This window comes from Deltaproteobacteria bacterium, assembly GCA_019309545.1.
GTDB lineage: Bacteria > Desulfobacterota > Desulfobaccia > Desulfobaccales > Desulfobaccaceae > Desulfobacca_B.
Window position 1 is genome coordinate 54,045 of record JAFDGA010000005.1, and the last position, 18,615, is coordinate 72,659.

The following is an 18,615-nucleotide window of genomic DNA, read 5'->3' on the forward strand; positions in this document are numbered from 1 at the left end:
GTGCGGAAGATGGAGGGGGTTCCAGTGGAGGCAACCCTGGTTCTAAGGCTGGTAACTGGACTGTTTGTCCTGATGATGCTCTATTTTGCCTCCATTCAGATTCCTCTTGTTGGGCCGCTGGTGGGAACCCTGATCCCTCTGCCCATTATCCTGGTCTGTCGGCGGGTTGGTTGGTGGTCAGGGTTCTTTCTAGTCCTGGTGGCCGGAGGAGCCATCTTATACCTGGAACATTTTTTCCAATTTCCCGGAGAAATTGTTCATTTTCTAGGATTGGCCCTGATTGGCCTGCTCCTGGCTCTGCTGAGCCAACGCGGCTATTCCGCGGATCGAGCTATTGGCTTTACGGTTTTGGTGGTAGCTGTGATCGGGGGCTCGGTGTTCATCGGGCAGACGCTGGCCCGGGGCGTATCTCCGTTTGAGTATTTAACCCAGACCATCGGCGACCTGGTAAAAGGTTTTCTGGCCCTCTTGGGTAAGGAAGGGATTCCACCGGAGCAGTTGATGCCGGATGATCTTACCGTTTCCGGTCTAATCCAATTACTGGTCCAGATTAGCCCGGCCCTGTGGCTGATCAATACCACCCTGGTGGTCTGGTTAAATATGATTCTCAGCCGGGCCATTTGGCGGCGGGCCACCGGAGAGGAGACCGGGCCCCCTCTCAATCTGTGGAAGACACCGGAATGGCTAGTGTTCGTCGCCCTAGGGGCCGGTTTTGGACTATTGATGCCGATGGGATGGATCTCGAATGTAGCACTCAACATCTTGCTGCTCTGCGGTCTGATTTATTTCTATCAAGGATTGGCCATTGTGGCTTTCATTTTTCACCAGTGTCAGGTTCCCAAAATAATCAGGGCCCTGGGTTATCCGTTGTTGCTTCTCAAGCCGGTAACCATTCTAGTTATTGGGGTAGGTCTGGTTGATCTCTGGTTTGATTTTCGTCGCTTACATCGGCCGCCGTCCCAGGCCTGAAATTAGAGACCAGAAGTTATCCGGACTGATTGATTTTATAACTGTATGATAAGAGGTAAGCTATAGTGAAATTGATCTTAACCGAAGATCTTCCTGGACTGGGAGAAGTCGGCAACATAGTAGAAGTTGCCCGGGGTTATGGACGTAACTACCTGATTCCCCAAGGTAAAGCCTTGGAGGCGACTCCAGCCAACGTGGCTCGCTTTGAGCACCAGCGGGCCCGCCGCCAAAAGACCCAGGAGCGGGAAAAAGAGACGGCGCTGGCCTTGGCCGCCCGCCTGGAAGGGGTGACGATCACCATCCCGCAACGGGTGGGCGAAAAGGAACGGCTTTATGGCTCGGTGACCTCGGCTCAGATTGCCGAAGCTTTAACCTCCAGAGGCTTTGAGCTGGATCGGAAGATGCTCGAACTGCCTGAGCCGATTAAATCCCTGGGGACTTACGAAGTCACGGTGCGGCTCCATTCCGGAGTCCGGGCAAAAGTAATGGTCGAGGTCATCCCCGAGACTGCCTAGATACACCAAGCCAAACATCTTTTCCCCTGGTTTATTTTGTTTTTTTGGCAGCTTACCGATTTTGTAAGGTTAAATTTCTGTGCCGCTATGAAAATCGTCAAAAAAGGGAAGTAGGAGGAGTTTGGCCAGGCTTTATCTTATTGACCACTAAGTCTTTATTATATCAGCATAAACCGTCTTTCAAATACTTACCGAAAACTTTCCAACTGCCCAGGAGATCAGGGTTAATTAGCCTGAGGGGGGGCAGAGCCATACCCTTACTCTTCCGTGGCCAGCGCCTTTGACAAACAACTCCGACTTTAATAAGGTGCCTGGCTAACAAGATGCTTATCCTTAATTCCATTTACCAGTGACATCGCCAGAATTTTCGGGGGTGGGTAAATAATTCTAACTCTGCCCTACCCTATTCCTAGCCCTTGTCAGGGCCATGGCAAGTTTCAGGCAGGCGGTGAACTCAGTTGCGCCGCCCGCCAAATAGCTCTGAGGTTGGCGGATTATTAATAATATGCAATCAAATGGATATTTTGGTAGGGGCTTGATTTATCAAGCCCGTTATGGGGCAAATCCCTGCACCCCTCCGGGCATGGGAAAATATTTTTTGCAAGCAAGCAACAAGGTATAAAATTTCGAGGCCAAGATGACCACAGTGACCGCAATTTCCAGACCGAAAACCGAAACCGCGGAGCGGCGCCCACCTGCCAACCTGGAAGCCGAGCAGTCGGTGTTGGGAGCGATTCTGCTCCAGGGCACGGCCCTGGACCGGGTGGTTGATCTTTTGTCCCCGGAGGATTTTTATCGCGAGGCCCATGGCAGAATTTATCGAGCCATGCTGGAGCTTTACCAGCGGCGGGAACCCGTAGATCTGGTCACGGTGACGGCCCGCTTACATGATCGTCAGATCCTGGAAGAAGTTGGTGGACCCGTATTTTTAGCCGGGCTCAGCGAGCAGGTCGGCACCACCGCCAATATTGAATATTATGCCAAGATCGTCCATGACAAATCCATCCTGCGGCGTCTCATCTCCCGGGCCGAGGAAATCGCTGGCAGCTGTTATACGCCGGTCGAAGATGTAGCGGAATTGCTGGATTGGGCAGAGAGCCGGGTATTTGAGATTGCTGAGTCTACTCTGCACTCGGGTTTCCATCCGGTCAATAAACTGGTGGACAGCGAGATTGCTACACTGGAGACCATCTGGAGTCGCGGCGAATTAATCAGCGGGGTTCGCAGCGGCTTTCGGGAGCTAGATAAACTAACCGCAGGCTTGCAACCTTCGGACCTGATCGTGCTGGCCGCCCGCCCCAGCATGGGCAAAACCGCCTTAAGTTTAAATATCGCCTACAATGCCGCGTTTTATAGCAAAATCAAGGTGGCCTTTTTTTCGTTGGAAATGTCCAAGGAACAATTAGTCCGGCGGCTACTTAGCGCGGTGGGGCTAATTGACACCTCGCATTTGCGTCGGGCCTTTCTGACCGAGGACGACTGGCGCAGTCTCCAAGAAGCGGCCAGCCACCTGATGGAATGTCCCATGGTTATTGATGACACCCCGGCCCCCAGCGTTTTAGAAGTACGGGCCAAGTGCCGGCGCCTCAAGGCCGAGGGAAATTTGGGACTGGTTATCATTGATTATCTGCAGCTGATACGGGGCCGTAAAGAGTTAGCCAGCCGGGAACAGGAGATCTCGGAGATTTCTCGGTCGCTTAAGGCCCTGGCCAAAGAGTTGCACGTTCCGGTGCTGGCCCTGTCGCAGCTAAATCGGCGGGTCGAGGATCGGCCTAATAAACGACCACAGTTGGCCGATTTGCGCGAGTCGGGAGCTATTGAGCAAGATGCGGATGTGGTGATCTTTATCTATCGGGATGAGGTCTATAAAGAGGATTCGCCTGATAAGGGCACCGCCGAAATCACCATCGGCAAGCAACGCAACGGTCCCACCGGTAAATTCAAACTGGCCTATCGGGATAAATTCACTCGCTTTGACGACTTTGCCGAGGGGGAGGCCCCGGCGGATTTTTAACCTTATTTTTAAAAGAAAATATTTAGGGAGACCCTCGGGTCTCCCTTCCCGGGTATCATCCCACCTTTACCTCAATCTTGCGGGGTTTGGCTTTTTCCACCTTGGGCAGAACCAGCCGCAATACCCCGTTTTTCATGGTGGCCTCAATCCGGTTCTGGTCGATGATCTGGCCCAGAGAAAACTCCCGCATATAATTGCCGGTCTCGTACTCCTGGACCAGGAGTTGCTCTCCTCCTCTCATGGGTGGACTGACCTCTCCGGTAATGGTCAGGCGGTCGTCCTTCAGATTGATCATCACCTTATCCGAAGCCACCCCCGGCATATCTGCCAGCAGCACTAAAGCCTCGGGATTTTCATATATATCTACCGCCGGCAGGAAGACCCGTCCGGGTCTGGTAAGCTCAGTTTCGGTCGCTACAGCTTCCTTTTTTCTAGGCTGCAATTCTTTTTCGGCCACTCCGGTTCCCCCCTTTCTCAAGAACTTTTAACCTTAATCTGCTTGGTTTTGGCCTCTTCCGGCTTAGTCAAGGTGATGGTTAAAACGCCGTTATGGCAGGTGGCCTCCACATTGGCGACCTCCACCCGTGCCGGCAAGCGGATCACCCGCCGGAAGGATCCCACTTCGCGTTCCCGGCGATGATAGTCCACTCCCCGTTCATCCTCCGGGAATTTGCGTTCCCCGCGCAGGATCAGGCTATTGTTTTCCAGGGTGATTTCAATATCCTCAGGATTGACGCCGGGCAGCTCGGCCCGGACATACAGATGATCTTGGTCCTCGGAAATATTCACCAATGGATAAACTCCGGCCCGCCAACGCAAAAATGGCTCCCGGCGAAAAGTATCTTCCCACAGCCGATCCATTTCTCGCCGGAACTGCTCCAGTTCTCGAAATAGGTCCAACCTCGGCCCAAAAGTTAACCACGGCATTGATATTTCCTCCTTTATTCCATGTACTTTCTTTTGCAAACAAATTAAGCATGAGGAGCGGAAGCGTCAAGGTTTTAGCCGGGTTAAATGTTTAAAAATTTTTACGCTGGATGACACAGGTTTTGAGGGCCAAGAAACCCGGCATTAATCCGGTTCAGATCGAAGGTAAGCGGCGGCGGGAAGTAAAGCCCTGCAGATAAGGCAAGATATATTCCAAGGTGGCCGGTGCAATGTTAAGTTGTTGATAAACCTTAAAGCCTGCCTCCTTTACCGCCTGCTGGCGCCAGAAGGCATCCCGTTCCGGATGCTGAGATTCGTAGGGCAGCTCAAAAAAGACTCTCTCAATCCGGGCGGTGGCCAGTAGTTTCAGACATACATAGCAGGGTTCCAGAGTGACGTAAAGGCTGGCTCCCTTGATGGCGACCCCATGGCGTGCGGCCTGGGCGATGGCATTAGCTTCGGCGTGGGAAGCCCGGCAGTAATTATATTTATCTACATCCGCCACCTGCATGGCCCGGCGGTGGCAATAGGGACTGCCGTCGGGCATGGTCTGATCAATGCAGTGGGGGGCGCCGGGCATGGAGCCGTTGTAGCCGGTAGCCAGAATCTGGCGCTCCTTCACCAGCACTGCGCCGGTCGGCCGGGAATTGCAAGTGGACCGGGTGCTAACCAGCTTGGCGATCAACATAAAATATTCATCCCAGTTGGGCCGCATTTAGCTTACCTTCAGGTACGGAGAGCGGGCAGATTGATGTCTATCCCTGCCCCGGTTATTTATTTCGGAGGCAGCGATAGTTCATCTCCGTTAAACAGGGCAATCAGCTCAAAGCCCGCCTGGGCCAGGAGCTCCCGAGCCCCTTCCTGCCGATCGACCAGGCACAGCACCCGGGCAATCTGCCAGTTGGTATGGTGCTGCACCGCCTGGATAGCCTTCAGAATGGAGCCGCCGGTGGTGGCTACATCGTCGATGATGGCCACCCTGGCCCCTGACGCCAGTGGCGGCCCTTCGATCATCTGCCGGCCCCCATGTCCCTTGGTTTCCTGGCGCACGATAAAGGCATTGAGCGGCCGGCCTTCCAGATAACTGACCGCGGCAACCGCGGCGACAATAGGGTCCGCGCCCAGGGTCAGGCCACCCAGAGCGTCCACCTCCCTTGGGGGCAGCTGCTGGAGGACCAATTGGGCGGTCAGATAAGCCCCGGCCGGTGACAGAGTCACCCGGCGGCAATCGATATAATAATGACTGTGGCGTCCTGAAGACAGGATGACCTCTCTAAATTCCAAGGCTTCCTGACGCAACAGCTTGAGTAGTTTTTCCCGGACCAAAGAATCAGTCATTTCACCCCCTTGGCTCCTTGGGATTCAGATCTGGCGGTGGCAGTCCAGGCAGCGGATCGGTCCGGCCCGCTGGCCCTGTTGGGAGAGTTTTAAGTGACAACCCTTGCATTGTCGATGAAAGGCATTCTTCAGATCCGGCCGGTCGGTCTGAGGCCGGTTCGGATGACATTCCTGGCATTTTTTTACCGGGTCTCCCTGGCTCCAGTGATTGCGGCCGCCGTCATATTCATGATGGCAGGTGGCGCAGGCAATGCGTTGCTCCTCGTGCTGCTGGTGGCTGAAGGCTACCGGCGGCTTTTGCCAGGGCTGCAAGCCTGGGCTTTGAATAAGACTCTGGGGCTGGGGCTCGGTGGGCAGACTGGCCTGGGCCCAGATCACCCCCAGATTACCTATGAGAAATAATGCCACCGGCCAGAGATGCCCTTTCCGCCGCATGATCCCTGGTTAAGGAAGATAATAAGAGGCGCTGCTGGTATCCGACTCCCAGACCGTGACTCGGGTTACCTTGACCTGACCGTCGTTGATTACGGTCCCCAAGCGTTCAAAGAGGTAGCGAGCCAGGTTTTCGGAGGAAGGGTTCTGGGTCCGGAAGGCAGGCAACTCATTCAGATAAGTATGATCAACCTCCTCCAAAATTTCCTTGGCCGCGGCTTTGAGCTGACCGAAATCCCGCACTAATCCGGCATCATCCAGAGAAGCGGAGACCACAAAAATTTCTACCTTCCAGTTATGGCCGTGCAGGGCTTCGCATTTGCCATAAAAATTTTCCAGGCGATGGGCAGCCGAAAACTGAGTAATAATCTTTAATTCATACATCGGTTCATCTCTCCCGGCCGGATTTCAGGGTTTGGAGGCGGTTCTGCATCCGGGTGATCAGGCCCTTCAAATCATTCAGCAGCGCGGCCAGGTCCTGATGCCGTTTGGCCTCGATCTTTTTTACTTCTTCCAGCCAGTATTCCAATAAGGCCAGTTCCCGTTGCCGCAGTTCGGTTGCCACCCGGCTCTTGAGCTGTTTTACCAGGGCTTCATCCATTCTCGGGCTCACTTTCGAGATTTTCATAAGCCCGTCCGCAAACACTGCAGACACCATGTTTATCAAGAACCCCGATACAGTTGCCGTCGGGACAGAGGACTCGGTTGCTCAAATCCGGGCTGGTTTCCAGCAGGTCTAAAATCGCTCCGCAGCGACAGCAATAGTCGCCATCGGCCGGAGTCTCGCCACCACATTCCGGGCACTGCGCCATAGGCAATTCCCCACCACAATGGGGGCATTTCATGGAACTTCCTTTCGGATCTTAATTTTTTCAATCATATCAGATATCCCAAAAAATTACTCCTGTCAATCTGAAAGCCGGGAGACTATCATTAAGTCTTTGGAGAGATTCTGAATTTACTTGATATTAATCGGGCCGGTTTGCTAAAATTAGTCCGTGAGGGTCAAGGAAACACAGATTTTTGAAAATTCGCTAAACCTTAATCCGAATTGATCAATTTAGCCGGTTACTTTACGATGGGTCCCGCTGTTACATGCCGGGAGAAAGTTTAAGAATTATGCACTTAAGAGAGGCCCTTAAGTTGTTCCCCGGTCTGATTCTGTATGATGGCGCTAAATATTGGGAGCAGGGCCAATTAGAGAAGCGGATCGCCGACCAGGAACCAGCCGCGCTGGAGCAACAGGTTGTTTGTGATTTTGCAGGGATCTGGGAAATCACATCCGAGGGTCAGAAGGGCCGGAGGATATACGCTACCGTGCGGTGTCCCTTTTGTCATGATCTGATCTATTGGTCAGACTATACCGAAGCCCTGGAGGGATTGGCCCATAGTTTTTGCGATGCCAAAGATTGGCACTGAGTCAGCCAGCCTTAATCTTAAATTCCCATCATAAAATTCCTGCATTCTCAAAATCTGGCCAAAAGGATAGGCCTACAATCTATTGAAACGTCTTCCTTCACCCTATGAGGTTTAAATATCAAGATTCGGGTGGTTAAAAATAGCGGATGGGCCAGTTATAGCGTTGGGCCAGACGCTTGAGTCGCCAGCCAGGGTTGACCACCACCGGATGGCCGACTTGCGACAGCAGGGGCACATCCTGGATATGGTCAGCATACGCATAGGATTGAGAAATATCGAAACCCGCGGATTGGGCCAGGTCGCGCACCAGGTGGAGCTTATGCTCTCCGCGCGGATGGCAGCCGGTGATGTGCCCGGTAAAGTGATCGTTAGCCCGGTCTAAACGGGTAGCAATCAGCCACTGGGCGCCCAATTCTTCTTTTAAGGGATGAACCAAAAAGTAAAGTGAACCGGTCAGGATAACGATGACATGTCCCTGGGCTTGGTGCTGGCGGACACATTCCCGACCCCGGGCACTTAATCGTGGGGCGATCACCTCTTGGTAGCAGCTCCGCGCCAGGGGCTCGATTTCTGCTATCAATGTCCCTGCCAGATATGACTTATTATGGAAACGGCTTTGGGGCTCGAGAAGAACGTGGCCCAAAAAAGCCAACACCTTGCCCCAGGATAACTGTCGGTGCCGTAAAAGATAACAGAAGAATAGCTTTTCCGTAGGCCCTCGGACGAGAGTGTGGTCCACGTCAAAAATGGCAGCGATTTTGGCCATGGCCATCCCTTCTGGTTGGAACTTGCCAGTTTAAGTTTAAGACTTCAGGCCTTACCCACGGGGGAGAGAAAGTATCTCCGGCTGTCCAATAACACCGGGACTCCCCTGATGACACAGAGACCAACAACTAGCCAGATAAGAGCTTGGTTGAGGGGCTGTAGGGTTGAGGTCAGTCCAGGATCCTTCAATTTCAGGGCATGGGTGAGCATTAGTTGACAGAACACCCAGGCCTTGGCAAAGCCATAAAAGGCGCGCATAAAGCGGGACGCGACCAGGAATTTCCCCAGGCGGGAGTGCATCATCCCAAAAACTGACTTGCCCTGACGGAGAGCCACGCCCCGTAAGCTATCGACAATAAAGGAACGTATGAGAAATATGATCGGCACCCACAGCGGCACTAAGCCGATGTACATGAAGCTGATCCAGAGAATATTTTCTACGGCCCGATCTAAGGCCACATCTAAGACCGCTCCCAACTCGGTGACTTCGTCTCGCAATCGTGCCACATAGCCGTCAAACCAATCCATCAGAAACAAGATGATCAGCAATCCCAGCCCCAGGAGCCGCAGTTCCAGGTTAGGGATGAAAAGCAGGGCCACTAAAATCAGTAGCAACGGCAACCGACTCAGAGTAATAATGTTAGCTAAAGACATCAGGGAGAATCCGTGTCATGAGGTTAGGTAGAGAAAAAAATAACAGATATCTTATTTTATTTCAATGTGATTTAAAGATGTGCACCAGATTTCCTTCAACCTTAGAAAAAGGTATTGATTTTTAAATCGGTTTGGGTTATATAATATTAATAATATTTAATGCCATTTTGGTTTACAGGCTGAAAAGGGAACAATCGGTTATTGCTTTGTTAAGGGTTGCATCCCGGTATAGGGTGCGGATCGGACTCTGGCCATGGCCCTGGCTTAGAGGAGAAATCTCGAACCTCGGAGGAGTCAAATTATCTGATCATCCTGCCCAGGTTAAATGTCGATTAACAACGGAACTTGCATATCCTCCCACCCTTAAACTAAGCATCTGCACCTGCCTGCTCGGGTTCCAGCAATCAAAGAAACACGCTGTTTTGGTGTAATACTGTTTGTCCCCCGGCCTCATTGTGGAGTCTATGTTTGAATTTTTGGTACCGGAAAACATCGCCACGCTTACGGCATATCCGCCCGGTAAGCCTCTAGAAGAATTAGAAAGAGAATTTGGGGTTACTGGAGCTATAAAATTAGCCTCTAACGAAAATCCTCTGGGACCTTCTCCTCTGGCTCTTAAAGCCATCCAATCGCAGTTAGCCACCCTGAACCGTTATCCAGATAGCGGGGCCTATTATCTCAAACAGCGTTTGAGCCGCCATCTAGGGATCAGCCCGGAACAATTAATCCTCGGCAATGGCTCAGATGAAATTCTGGAATTGATTATCAGGACTTTTTTGCAACCTGGGGAAGAAGTCCTGAGCTTCACCCCTTCCTTTTTAATGTACGGATTATTGACCCAAGGAGCCGGCGGCATTTTCCGGCCCTTGCCTTTAAAAGATTTCCGAGTTGATCTGGAAGCCCTGATCCACGCCCTGACCCCCCATAGCAAGATCGTTATTATCAACAATCCTAATAACCCCACTGGCACTGCAATCTATCGGACAGAATGGGAAAATTTTCTAAAGGCCCTGCCTTCGGGGGTAATTGTGGTTTTAGATGAGGCCTATATTGATTTTGTCGAATCGCCGGATGTGGCCTCGGGGCTAGATTATCTGGACGAGCAGTTGCCCCTGATCGGTTTGCGGACCTTTTCCAAAGCCTACGGCTTGGCCGGATTAAGGGTCGGTTATGGCTATGGCCCGAGCGAATTGATAGATTACCTGAACCGGATGCGACAACCTTTCAACGTCAACAGCCTGGCCCAAGTAGCAGCCCGGTCGGCTCTCGACGATCAGGACTTCTTGGATCGCACCCGCCAGCTGGTAAGGGAGGGGCTGGCATTTTTGTGCCAGGAGCTGGATCGTCTGGGGGTGGAGTATATTCCTACCCAGGCCAACTTTCTGCTGATTCGGGTCAACCGGGACGGCCAGGAGCTCTATCAACTTATGCTCCGGGAAGGAGTGATCATTCGGGCTATGAGCAGTTATAATCTGCCCGAATGGATTCGAGTCAATGCCGGGCGTCCGGAAGAAAATCTCCGTTTCCTACAGGCATTCAAAAAGGTAATGGGGTTTACAGCCTGAGGTGCCCCCTCGATTGATCATAACCATCGATGGTCCGGCCGGGGCGGGCAAAAGTAGTGTCGGCAAGCGACTGGCCCAATGGTTGGGATATCTTTATCTAGACAGTGGCGCTTTGTATCGGGCCGTCGCTCTAGTGGCTGGGCGTCAAGATATAAATCTGGATGATGCCCAGAAGTTGGAAAACTTCCTGGCCAATTTTGATCTCCGGGTTGATAGTGGTCCAGAAGGATTCCGGCTATGGAGCCAGAGCCAGGAGATTACCCAGGCCATTCGCCAGCCCTGGGTCAGCCAGGCCGCTTCCCGAGTGGCTACCTTAAGCCCGGTACGACAATGGGTCGGAACCCGATTGCGCGCCTGGGGAGAAAATCGCGGCATCGTTACCGAAGGTCGTGACATGGGAACCATGGTTTTCCCCCACGCTGAGGTTAAAATTTATCTGGACGCCGACCCTGAAGTTCGGCTCCAACGTCGCCGCCAGCAACTGCAGGCCCAGGGTCGAGAACTGCCGGCGGACCAGGTTCGGGCTGAACTGGCCGACCGCGATCAACGTGATCGCCAGCGACAGGAAGCGCCGTTGTGCATTCCGAGCGGAGCCCAGGTCATCGATAGCACCAATCTAAGCCTGGAAGAAGTGGTGCATGCCTGTCAGGAGCTGATTCGACCGGTGTTGGAACAGTCAACTCCGCATGCTGGCAGCGGGGAGCGATAGCTTTGAATTAGAAAACCACCGATAAGGGTAAAAATATTCAGAGGGGGAAGAATTACATGGATGATAATAATAAAAAACCGGACTTGATCAACGAAACAGAGCCGTTAGACACTGAAACCCACGCCTTTTCCGAGGAAACCGTCACAGAGACCGGGGCTGCGGAAGAGCCGGAAACAGGTCCGAACGGCACGGTTCAGGGGGCGGCAGAGCCGGAAAAAACCGGCGATCTGGAAAGGATGTCCGAACTCTATGAGGAGAGTCTCCGCCGGGTCCAAGAAGGTGAAGTAATCTCCGGGCGTATTGTCTCTATCGATAAAGACTACGCTGTCGTAGATATCGGTTATAAGTGCGAGGGCCAGATTCCCATCCAGGAGTTTATCTCACCCGAGGGCGAAGTAGAAGCCCACATCGGCGATCAAGTAGATGTTCTTTTGGAACGTCGGGACGACGAAGAGGGCATAGTTATGCTTTCTAAGGAAAAGGCCTCCAAAATCAAAGTCTGGGAAGAGATCAGCACTGCTTATCAAGAAGACGGGGTGATCGAAGGGGTCATTTCCGCCAAGGTTAAAGGCGGGTTTTCGGTTGATATTGGCGGTCTCACCGGCTTCCTGCCCGGTTCCCAGGTAGATTTGCAGCCGACCCGGAATGTGGATGCCCTGATCGGTCGACGTCAACAATTTAAGGTTCTGAAATATAACAAAAAAAGGCGTAATGTAGTTCTGTCTCGACGGGCTATTTTGGAAAAGGAAAAGTCGGAACAAAAGGCTCAAACCCTGGCCAGCCTGGAAGAAGGCAAGGTTATCGACGGAGTGGTAAAAAATATTACTGATTATGGCATTTTTGTCGATCTCGGCGGCATTGATGGTCTGCTCCATATTACCGATATGTCCTGGGGGCGGATCGGTCACCCTTCCGATCTCTACCAGGTAGGTGATGCCATCACCGTTAAGGTATTGCATTTTGACCGTGAAAATGAGCGGGTGTCGCTGGGGCTGAAGCAATTGAGTCCGGATCCCTGGACTATGGCTGCAGAAAAATACCCGATCGGCAGCCGGGTGCAGGGCAAGGTGGTGAGCCTCACCGATTACGGCGCTTTTGTAGAGTTGGAACCTGGAGTCGAAGGCCTGATTCACGTTTCCGAGATGTCCTGGACCAGAAAGATCCGCCATCCCTCCAAAGTGGTGAACGTTAACGATGTCGTGGAGGTGGTAGTTCTGGACCTGGATCCCGAGAAAAAACGCATTTCTTTGGGGATGAAGCAGGTCGAACCGAACCCCTGGGATGTCATCGGGGAGAAATACCCGGTTGGTACCGTCATTGAGGGGAAAATCAAAAATATTACTGAGTTCGGTATCTTCATCGGCATTGACGAAGGGATTGACGGCCTGGTGCATATCTCTGACATCTCTTGGACCAAGCGTATCAAACATCCCTCCGAAATCTATAAAAAAGGCCAGGAAGTCCAGGCTGAAGTCCTGAACATCGACAAGGAAAATGAGCGTTTTTCGCTGGGCATCAAACAATTGACCCCTGACCCTTGGGATACTATTGAACAACGCTACCCGGTAGGCCAGCGGGTCAACGGTATGGTCACCAATGTCACCGATTTCGGATTATTTGTCGAGCTGGAAGAGGGCATTGAGGGGCTGGTACATATTTCCGAATTGAGTCGCGATAAAAACAAGGCCGCCCAGATCAAGGTCGGTGATGTAATCACCGTGAAAGTGGTAAATGTCTCGGCCCGCGATCGCAAGATCGGCCTTAGTATCCGCAAGCTGGAGAGCGAAGAAGAACGCTCTGTTTATCGGGAATACCTCCATTCCCGGAAGGAGGCCACCACTCCTTTAGGTGAGATCTTGCGGGAGAGCCTGGAAGAGAGTGAATTGAAAAAGGCGGAGAACAAATCCTGAAAATTTAGGGGATAACTCCATGAAAAAGCGGCCGCTGTACTCCGTAATTTTGATCCTCGGTTCGATTATCCTGTTTTTTATCGGCCTGAGTCTGTTGATGCTATCCTTTACTAAAGAAGGCCCCCTGTGGTCAAGAGGAGAAAAAGTCGGAGTCATAGAAGTTAAAGGGGTTATTGCTGATGCCCAGGAGACCCTGAAACAATTGGACAAATACCGCAAAAATTCCCAGATTAAGGCGATCGTTTTGCGGATCAACTCTCCGGGGGGAGCAGTTAGCCCGGCACAAGAGATCTGGCGGGAACTGGAAAAGGTTCGCAAAACCAAAAAGGTGGTCGCTTCTCTGGGCACTGTAGCCGCCTCGGGAGGCTATTATATCGCCAGCGGAGCTGACCTCATCATCGCCAGCCCCGGCACCTTAACCGGCAGCATCGGCGTCATTATCAGATTTGCCAATGTTGAAGACTTGATTAAAAAAGTGGGGCTGGACTTTTATGATCTCAAGGCCGGCACTTTTAAAGATTCCGGTTCCCCGGTGCGTCCGATGACTCCTGAAGAAAGGGCCTATTTCCAGAAGCTGCTCGATAATATCCATGAACAATTTATCCGGGATGTGGCCAAGGGCCGCAATCTCCCCGTTGAAAAGGTCCGGGCCGTGGCGGACGGCCGCATCTTCACCGGCGAAGAAGCCAAAAAATTAAAGATGATCGACGAATTCGGCAATCTCCAGGATGCGATCGAGCGGGCCGGTCGGTTGGGGGGCATCGTTGGCAAAGTGGAGGCCATCTATCCTGAAAAGGATAAATTTTCTCTGTGGCAGTTGCTCTTTGGAGAGAGCCTGGAAAAAACTTTTAACCGGTTGCAATTGACTCCTTTAATCCCGGCTTACTTACTTACCCGAAGGTAGAAATCGGCTTCGAATAACGAGATTCACTCAAAATCACTGACCTCTCCTTTACCCACCCGGATTATTTCCGGGACATCATCGATCAGGGAGATGACGCTGGAAGGTTCCGGCACAATTATCCCGCCATCCACCACTACATCCAGATACGGTTTGAAATAAGCGGCAATTTCATAGGGATCGCTCATTACCCCGTTGTCCGCGCGACTGGCACTGGTGCTGATAATGGGGTGGCCCAAAAGTTTCACCAGCCCCAAACAGATAGGATGGTCGGGCACTCGAATGCCGGCGGTTTTGCGTCGGGTGAGCATGATTTTGGGTACCAGACGCGACCCTTCCAGAATAAAGGTATAAGGCCCAGGCAACAGCCGCTTCATGGTCTTATAGGCGTAGTTGGAAACCCGGGCATATTCACTGATATCCTTTAGATCGGCACAGATAAAACTGAAAGGTTTGGACAGCGGCCGCCGTTTGAGCTGATAGATCTTCTCAATCCCGGCCTTATTGAACAGATCGCAGCCGATGCCATAGCAGGTATCGGTAGGATACGCAATCAGGCCGCCGTCCGCCAGTACCTGCACCACCTGCCGGAGCAAACGCTCCTGGGGATTCTGAGGGTTGATACGCAAAATCATCGGTTTATTTCCCATTTTCCCAATCTCTCTCCAGATAAATCCAGTTTCCTTATAAAACCAGCCAGCCGTGGCTGCGCTCCCGGGCAGGAGGGTCTTTCCACCAGCTATTGGGGTTTCTGAGCCGGCCGCAGTTGACGCTCCACATTGTCTTTGATCCAGTGGGGATCCCACCACTCCACCGGGTCCACAAACTGCCCCTGGACAATCATGGCAAAATGCAAGTGGTCTCCGCCAGCCAGCCCGGTAGTGCCGGTATTGCCGATAACCTCGCCCTGCCTGACCTGCTGACCGGTCTGCACCTTGATCTGACTCAGATGGCTGTACATGCTGAACAGACCCCAGCCATGATCGATGATGACGGTTTGACCATAAATCCCCAAGGGTTCGGCCATCACCACCACCCCATGGTTGGCCGCGGCCACCTCGGCATTCTGGAGCGAAGCCAGGTCTTGCCCCAAATGCACCTGGCGATCAATTTCCCGGTTCTGATAGAAATAGGTTCGATGGTCGGCGAAGCCAGCCATGGGTTTACTGTTTTTCAGACGCTGAAAAGCCCCTTGCCAGAGACGGTGGGCCTGACTGATCCGGCAGATTTCACCTACCCGGTGATTATCATGCTGACGCCACTTTTGATTAATTACCAGAAAGACCTCCAGCGGATCGGCAATATTTTTCAGATCAGGGGACATTACCTGAAACTCTGGCATTTTCTTTTGCAAAAAGGCTTCGGACAGATTGATGCGGTCGTTCCGCCAGCGTCTCTGCTTGAGACGATAGATGACCGGTTGGTGAGCCTCATTACCGACCAGGTCGATCGCTCTCACCTCCAAGGGGAATGGTTGGGAGACCTCAACCGGCACCGCAAAGAAAGCCAGATAAATTCCGGGTTCCTCACCCGGACAGGGATAGCCGGTAAACCAGCGGCCATCAACCATTACTCCGCTTTTTTTAATGTCTTTGTTGATCTGATAGGTTACCAGGCCGGTACCCCCTTGGTTTAGGGTGTGGTTCAAGGAACGTACTGATATATGTAAGGGAATCAGGTCAATGGTCAGTTGCCGAGATAAGGTGGTTTCACGACCATTAAACAAGTTCCTCCAGGAATGATCCCGAGCCAAAACTATAAGCTCCGCCGGACCTTCCTTAAGACCCAGGGTCTTCGGTTCCAGGGTCAGGGGGACCTCGAAGCGATGCTCCCGGCCGCCTCCCAGCCAACCGCTAGGGAAATCCCGGCTGATGATATCCTTTACTAAGCCGGACTGTTGCAGAGTCACCCGCAACTGTTTCAGGCCGCTTTTCTGGTCCTGGACCTTCACCGTGAAGGTCGTCTTGGCCCCCAACACCTTGAGGTCAGGGGTCAATTGCACCTGGGGCGCTTCCCAATCCAACCAGAAAATGGTCAGCCCGATCACTCCCGCCAACACCCCGATCGCCGCCAGGATCAGGAAGATACCGCCCTTCCGTGGCAGTAAAGATCGTTTTCTAGAAATAAGCCTAACCTCCCTGAAAAAATTTTTTTTATCCTACCAAGGATTGCCTTTTCCGGCAAGCGAATCTAGGCCGTCGTCCTGTGAATTGGGCGGTTTTCTTAGACAAGGGCGCGGCCGAAAAATTTCGGTTGACATTCAGGGGAGCGGCAAGCAGGATAATAATAAATTACTATTATGCGTTAGGCTGGACCGGCTGGGGCGCTAATCTGGAAGTTGGATTGAGCTTATTATAATAAGAAAGTTTTAGAAAATTTATGACAATGGTTATAATAGGTCTATTGCCTCATGGATATTTATCCTACTCAACTGCAGTCCATCCGAGGCCAGCTCTATGTCAATCACCTCCTGGGACCGCTGACAACCTGGAAGATCGGGGGGGCTGCTCAGGTTTTGGCCGTTCCCGCCGACCTGGACGATCTTTTTGACATATTCCGGCTGGCTAAGACCTGCCAGTGGCCGGTGTTCTTCTTGGGGCGGGGCTCCAACCTGCTGATCGCTGACCGCGGTTTACCTGGCCTTACCCTGCACCTGGCTCGGGCTTTTAAAGAGATAAAACTTGACGGCAACTGCCTGCGAGTCGGCGCTGGGGTCTCGCTGCCGACGCTGGCCCAATACCTGGCAGGACAGGGAGTAGCGGGGTTTGAATTTCTGGCCGGCATTCCAGGCACGGTCGGAGCGGCGGTGCGGATCAACGCCGGTACCGGGCCGGGTCAGGATATCTCCTCCCGGCTCCGGCAGGTCACTGTCGTCACCCCCCGCTTGCAAATGTTGACCCTGATGGCCAGTGAGTTGGAGTTCGGCTATCGGCGCTCCCGGCTGCTAAATTTCCCCCATTGGCTGGTGGTGGCAGCCGAATTTTACCTCACGCAGAGCGCGCCACCGGAAGAAATCCAGGCCCGGATGACGGAGCTACTCCGACAGCGACGGGTTAAATTTCCGGCCAACCCCCGTAATTGCGGCAGTGTGTTTAAAAATCCAGCGGTGGGACGCCCCGCGGGCTGGCTCATCGAGCGGGCCGGCTTAAAAGGCTTGCGGTACGGAGAGGCGCAGGTTTCCACCGATCACGCCAACTTTATCATTAATCTCGGCCACGCTACCGCGGCTCAGGTGAAGGCTTTGATCGCTCAGATCCAGGAGACCGTTTGGAAGGCCCATGGAGTCAGCCTGGAACGTGAGATGGTGATGCTGCCCGAGGATCTCTTAGACCCCAAGGAATTTTTACCGCCTTATTGATTACTATAAAGACTATAAAGTTATATGGCTAAGTATATAATATTCTTATAAATCCTCTTATCTCAGAGACTGCTTCGACCGGCCCAGCAGCCTATGGCAATTTATCCCCCCTTTTGGCGCTCTTATGGGTTTCAATCACTCCCCTTATTGAAATTCCCTTGACTAAGGCTGGGCCAGAGGCAAAAATATAACGGCAGCGGAAAAGCCCAAACCCAGAAGTAACCTGGAGGAGTCATGATACGTCGTGAAGTGTGGTATTTTGACAAAGCGGGGCCGGATAATACCGACGCTTGCCTGGAGGTGTTGGCCCGGGCCCAGGTCGAAGGCCATAAACATTTTGTGGTGGCCTCCACTACCGGCGATACCGGGGTCAAAGCGGCCCGCTTACTGGCGGGAAAAGCTGTCAATCTGGTGATCGTCGGCCACAGTGTGGGATTTAAAGGTCCCAATGTCGATGAATTTAAAGAAGATAATTTTCACCAGATTACCTCTCTGGGGGTTCCGGTTTTTAAGGGCACTATCCTCACCCATTCGCTGGAAACCAGCCTGGCCGAGCAATTCAAGGGCAGTGCTCCCACTTTACTGATCGCCAATACTTTGCGGCGCTTGGGTCAGGGAATGAAGGTCTGCTGCGAAATTGTGATGGAAGCAGTGGATGCCGGGCTGATACCGGAAGGGGAAGAGGTGGTGGCCATGGCCGGCACTGCCTGGGGCGCGGATACCGTGGCCTTGCTGCGCTCCGCGGCCTCCAAACGCTTCTTGAATTTAACCGTGCTTGAAATCTGGGCCAAACCCCGCGGGTAAATTCAGCCCCGAGCCCGGGTTTTCTTGATCACTAATAAATTGATGTGATCTTTTGGTAGGGGGGGGTCTCCCCACCCCGTTTAGGGCCGGGAAACCCAGTCCCTACAGGAACAGGACGAATATCATTGCCAGCCACCGCTTTCTTCAAAAGCCATGGCGTTTATGAGATATTATCCTGGAGAACTTACGATACCTATCAGGGTGCATACTGGTTGTCTGGTTGGTTTAGAAAAAAAGGGGGATATAGTGACCGAAATTGCCGGTTATCACACCATTCGGTGGGATCAGAATAAGGTGCTGTTGCTTGATCAACGGCGGTTGCCGGAAAAAGAAAT

General features: G+C 52.5%; 22 protein-coding genes. 10 read left to right on the top strand and 12 right to left on the bottom strand.

Going from position 1 to position 18,615, the window contains the following annotated elements:
- From JRG72_02745 to dnaB, 3 genes are all read left to right on the top strand, one after another.
- Positions 1–969, top strand: coding sequence for a DUF2232 domain-containing protein (locus JRG72_02745; GenBank protein MBW2134143.1), 969 nt, complete (start codon positions 1–3; stop codon positions 967–969).
- 65 nt (positions 970–1,034) lie between these two features.
- The gene (locus tag JRG72_02750) at positions 1,035–1,484 is read left to right on the top strand and encodes a 50S ribosomal protein L9 (protein ID MBW2134144.1); all 450 of its coding nucleotides are present in this window, start codon (positions 1,035–1,037) and stop codon (positions 1,482–1,484) included.
- A gap of 637 nt (positions 1,485–2,121) precedes the next feature.
- Positions 2,122–3,498 (top strand): replicative DNA helicase, encoded by a 1,377-nt coding sequence (gene dnaB, locus JRG72_02755; GenBank protein ID MBW2134145.1) that lies wholly within the window; start codon positions 2,122–2,124, stop codon positions 3,496–3,498.
- A gap of 55 nt (positions 3,499–3,553) precedes the next feature.
- Here the strand turns inward: dnaB and JRG72_02760 are convergent, their stop codons facing one another.
- The 8 genes from JRG72_02760 to JRG72_02795 all read right to left on the bottom strand — a co-directional run bounded on the left by JRG72_02760 (position 3,554) and on the right by JRG72_02795 (position 7,040).
- Positions 3,554–3,955 carry an Hsp20/alpha crystallin family protein gene (locus JRG72_02760; GenBank protein ID MBW2134146.1) on the bottom strand — a complete coding sequence of 134 codons (402 nt, stop codon included), beginning with the start codon at positions 3,953–3,955 and terminating at the stop codon, positions 3,554–3,556.
- 17 nt (positions 3,956–3,972) lie between these two features.
- Positions 3,973–4,425: an Hsp20/alpha crystallin family protein gene (locus JRG72_02765; protein ID MBW2134147.1), complete on the bottom strand. Its 453-nt coding sequence runs from the start codon at positions 4,423–4,425 to the stop codon at positions 3,973–3,975.
- A gap of 154 nt (positions 4,426–4,579) precedes the next feature.
- Complete coding sequence (locus tag JRG72_02770; protein MBW2134148.1) at positions 4,580–5,140, bottom strand: CMP deaminase; 561 nt, start codon at positions 5,138–5,140, stop codon at positions 4,580–4,582.
- A gap of 59 nt (positions 5,141–5,199) precedes the next feature.
- A complete protein-coding gene (gene pyrE, locus JRG72_02775) occupies positions 5,200–5,763 on the bottom strand; it encodes an orotate phosphoribosyltransferase (protein MBW2134149.1) in 564 nt (187 codons plus the stop codon).
- 24 nt (positions 5,764–5,787) lie between these two features.
- Positions 5,788–6,198, bottom strand: a complete 411-nt coding sequence (locus JRG72_02780) for a cytochrome c3 family protein (GenBank protein ID MBW2134150.1) — start codon at positions 6,196–6,198, stop codon at positions 5,788–5,790.
- A 9-nt stretch (positions 6,199–6,207) separates the two neighbouring features.
- Positions 6,208–6,579 (bottom strand): 6-carboxytetrahydropterin synthase QueD, encoded by a 372-nt coding sequence (gene queD / locus JRG72_02785; protein MBW2134151.1) that lies wholly within the window; start codon positions 6,577–6,579, stop codon positions 6,208–6,210.
- 4 nt (positions 6,580–6,583) lie between these two features.
- Complete coding sequence (locus JRG72_02790; GenBank protein MBW2134152.1) at positions 6,584–6,796, bottom strand: hypothetical protein; 213 nt, start codon at positions 6,794–6,796, stop codon at positions 6,584–6,586.
- Positions 6,789–7,040 carry a hypothetical protein gene (locus JRG72_02795; GenBank protein ID MBW2134153.1) on the bottom strand — a complete coding sequence of 84 codons (252 nt, stop codon included), beginning with the start codon at positions 7,038–7,040 and terminating at the stop codon, positions 6,789–6,791. The genes JRG72_02790 and JRG72_02795 overlap by 8 nt, the downstream gene beginning before the upstream one ends.
- A 274-nt stretch (positions 7,041–7,314) precedes the next feature.
- Here JRG72_02795 and JRG72_02800 point away from each other — a divergent pair, with 274 nt between their 5' ends.
- Positions 7,315–7,614 (top strand): hypothetical protein, encoded by a 300-nt coding sequence (locus JRG72_02800; GenBank protein MBW2134154.1) that lies wholly within the window; start codon positions 7,315–7,317, stop codon positions 7,612–7,614.
- A 133-nt stretch (positions 7,615–7,747) separates the two neighbouring features.
- Here the strand turns inward: JRG72_02800 and JRG72_02805 are convergent, their stop codons facing one another.
- Both JRG72_02805 and JRG72_02810 read right to left on the bottom strand, forming a co-directional pair.
- A complete protein-coding gene (locus JRG72_02805) occupies positions 7,748–8,380 on the bottom strand; it encodes an HAD family hydrolase (GenBank protein ID MBW2134155.1) in 633 nt (210 codons plus the stop codon).
- Positions 8,381–8,424: 44 nt separating this feature from the next.
- The gene (locus JRG72_02810) at positions 8,425–9,033 is read right to left on the bottom strand and encodes a CDP-alcohol phosphatidyltransferase family protein (GenBank protein ID MBW2134156.1); all 609 of its coding nucleotides are present in this window, start codon (positions 9,031–9,033) and stop codon (positions 8,425–8,427) included.
- Between the two features lie 464 nt (positions 9,034–9,497).
- Here JRG72_02810 and JRG72_02815 point away from each other — a divergent pair, with 464 nt between their 5' ends.
- Genes JRG72_02815 through sppA form a run of 4 tightly spaced genes read left to right on the top strand, consistent with a single transcriptional unit; the run spans position 9,498 to position 14,121 of the window.
- Entirely contained in the window at positions 9,498–10,598 is a 1,101-nt protein-coding gene (locus JRG72_02815) for a histidinol-phosphate transaminase (GenBank protein ID MBW2134157.1), read from the top strand.
- 13 nt (positions 10,599–10,611) lie between these two features.
- Positions 10,612–11,307 (top strand): (d)CMP kinase, encoded by a 696-nt coding sequence (locus tag JRG72_02820; protein ID MBW2134158.1) that lies wholly within the window; start codon positions 10,612–10,614, stop codon positions 11,305–11,307.
- 56 nt (positions 11,308–11,363) lie between these two features.
- Positions 11,364–13,217, top strand: coding sequence for a 30S ribosomal protein S1 (locus JRG72_02825; protein MBW2134159.1), 1,854 nt, complete (start codon positions 11,364–11,366; stop codon positions 13,215–13,217).
- 19 nt (positions 13,218–13,236) lie between these two features.
- Positions 13,237–14,121, top strand: coding sequence for a signal peptide peptidase SppA (gene sppA / locus JRG72_02830; protein ID MBW2134160.1), 885 nt, complete (start codon positions 13,237–13,239; stop codon positions 14,119–14,121).
- Between the two features lie 23 nt (positions 14,122–14,144).
- Here the strand turns inward: sppA and JRG72_02835 are convergent, their stop codons facing one another.
- Together JRG72_02835 and JRG72_02840 are read right to left on the bottom strand one after the other, a co-directional pair.
- Positions 14,145–14,753: a threonylcarbamoyl-AMP synthase gene (locus JRG72_02835; GenBank protein ID MBW2134161.1), complete on the bottom strand. Its 609-nt coding sequence runs from the start codon at positions 14,751–14,753 to the stop codon at positions 14,145–14,147.
- 104 nt (positions 14,754–14,857) lie between these two features.
- Entirely contained in the window at positions 14,858–16,177 is a 1,320-nt protein-coding gene (locus JRG72_02840; GenBank protein ID MBW2134162.1) for a M23 family metallopeptidase, read from the bottom strand.
- A 351-nt stretch (positions 16,178–16,528) separates the two neighbouring features.
- Here JRG72_02840 and murB point away from each other — a divergent pair, with 351 nt between their 5' ends.
- Positions 16,529–17,476: a UDP-N-acetylmuramate dehydrogenase gene (murB, locus tag JRG72_02845; GenBank protein MBW2134163.1), complete on the top strand. Its 948-nt coding sequence runs from the start codon at positions 16,529–16,531 to the stop codon at positions 17,474–17,476.
- A gap of 234 nt (positions 17,477–17,710) precedes the next feature.
- The gene (locus tag JRG72_02850) at positions 17,711–18,280 is read left to right on the top strand and encodes a hypothetical protein (GenBank protein MBW2134164.1); all 570 of its coding nucleotides are present in this window, start codon (positions 17,711–17,713) and stop codon (positions 18,278–18,280) included.
- Positions 18,281–18,615 lie beyond the last annotated feature (335 nt).

Coding starts and splice junctions, on each gene's coding strand:
- dnaB (MBW2134145.1), top strand. CDS start 2,122: ATGACCACAGTGACCGCAATTTCCAGACCGAAAACCGAAACCGCGGAG.
- JRG72_02765 (MBW2134147.1), bottom strand. CDS start 4,425: ATGCCGTGGTTAACTTTTGGGCCGAGGTTGGACCTATTTCGAGAACTG.
- JRG72_02770 (MBW2134148.1), bottom strand. CDS start 5,140: ATGCGGCCCAACTGGGATGAATATTTTATGTTGATCGCCAAGCTGGTT.
- pyrE (MBW2134149.1), bottom strand. CDS start 5,763: ATGACTGATTCTTTGGTCCGGGAAAAACTACTCAAGCTGTTGCGTCAG.
- JRG72_02780 (MBW2134150.1), bottom strand. CDS start 6,198: ATGCGGCGGAAAGGGCATCTCTGGCCGGTGGCATTATTTCTCATAGGT.
- queD (MBW2134151.1), bottom strand. CDS start 6,579: ATGTATGAATTAAAGATTATTACTCAGTTTTCGGCTGCCCATCGCCTG.
- JRG72_02790 (MBW2134152.1), bottom strand. CDS start 6,796: ATGGATGAAGCCCTGGTAAAACAGCTCAAGAGCCGGGTGGCAACCGAA.
- JRG72_02795 (MBW2134153.1), bottom strand. CDS start 7,040: ATGAAATGCCCCCATTGTGGTGGGGAATTGCCTATGGCGCAGTGCCCG.
- JRG72_02800 (MBW2134154.1), top strand. CDS start 7,315: ATGCACTTAAGAGAGGCCCTTAAGTTGTTCCCCGGTCTGATTCTGTAT.
- JRG72_02805 (MBW2134155.1), bottom strand. CDS start 8,380: ATGGCCAAAATCGCTGCCATTTTTGACGTGGACCACACTCTCGTCCGA.
- JRG72_02810 (MBW2134156.1), bottom strand. CDS start 9,033: ATGTCTTTAGCTAACATTATTACTCTGAGTCGGTTGCCGTTGCTACTG.
- JRG72_02815 (MBW2134157.1), top strand. CDS start 9,498: ATGTTTGAATTTTTGGTACCGGAAAACATCGCCACGCTTACGGCATAT.
- JRG72_02825 (MBW2134159.1), top strand. CDS start 11,364: ATGGATGATAATAATAAAAAACCGGACTTGATCAACGAAACAGAGCCG.
- sppA (MBW2134160.1), top strand. CDS start 13,237: ATGAAAAAGCGGCCGCTGTACTCCGTAATTTTGATCCTCGGTTCGATT.
- JRG72_02835 (MBW2134161.1), bottom strand. CDS start 14,753: ATGATTTTGCGTATCAACCCTCAGAATCCCCAGGAGCGTTTGCTCCGG.
- murB (MBW2134163.1), top strand. CDS start 16,529: ATGGATATTTATCCTACTCAACTGCAGTCCATCCGAGGCCAGCTCTAT.
- JRG72_02850 (MBW2134164.1), top strand. CDS start 17,711: ATGATACGTCGTGAAGTGTGGTATTTTGACAAAGCGGGGCCGGATAAT.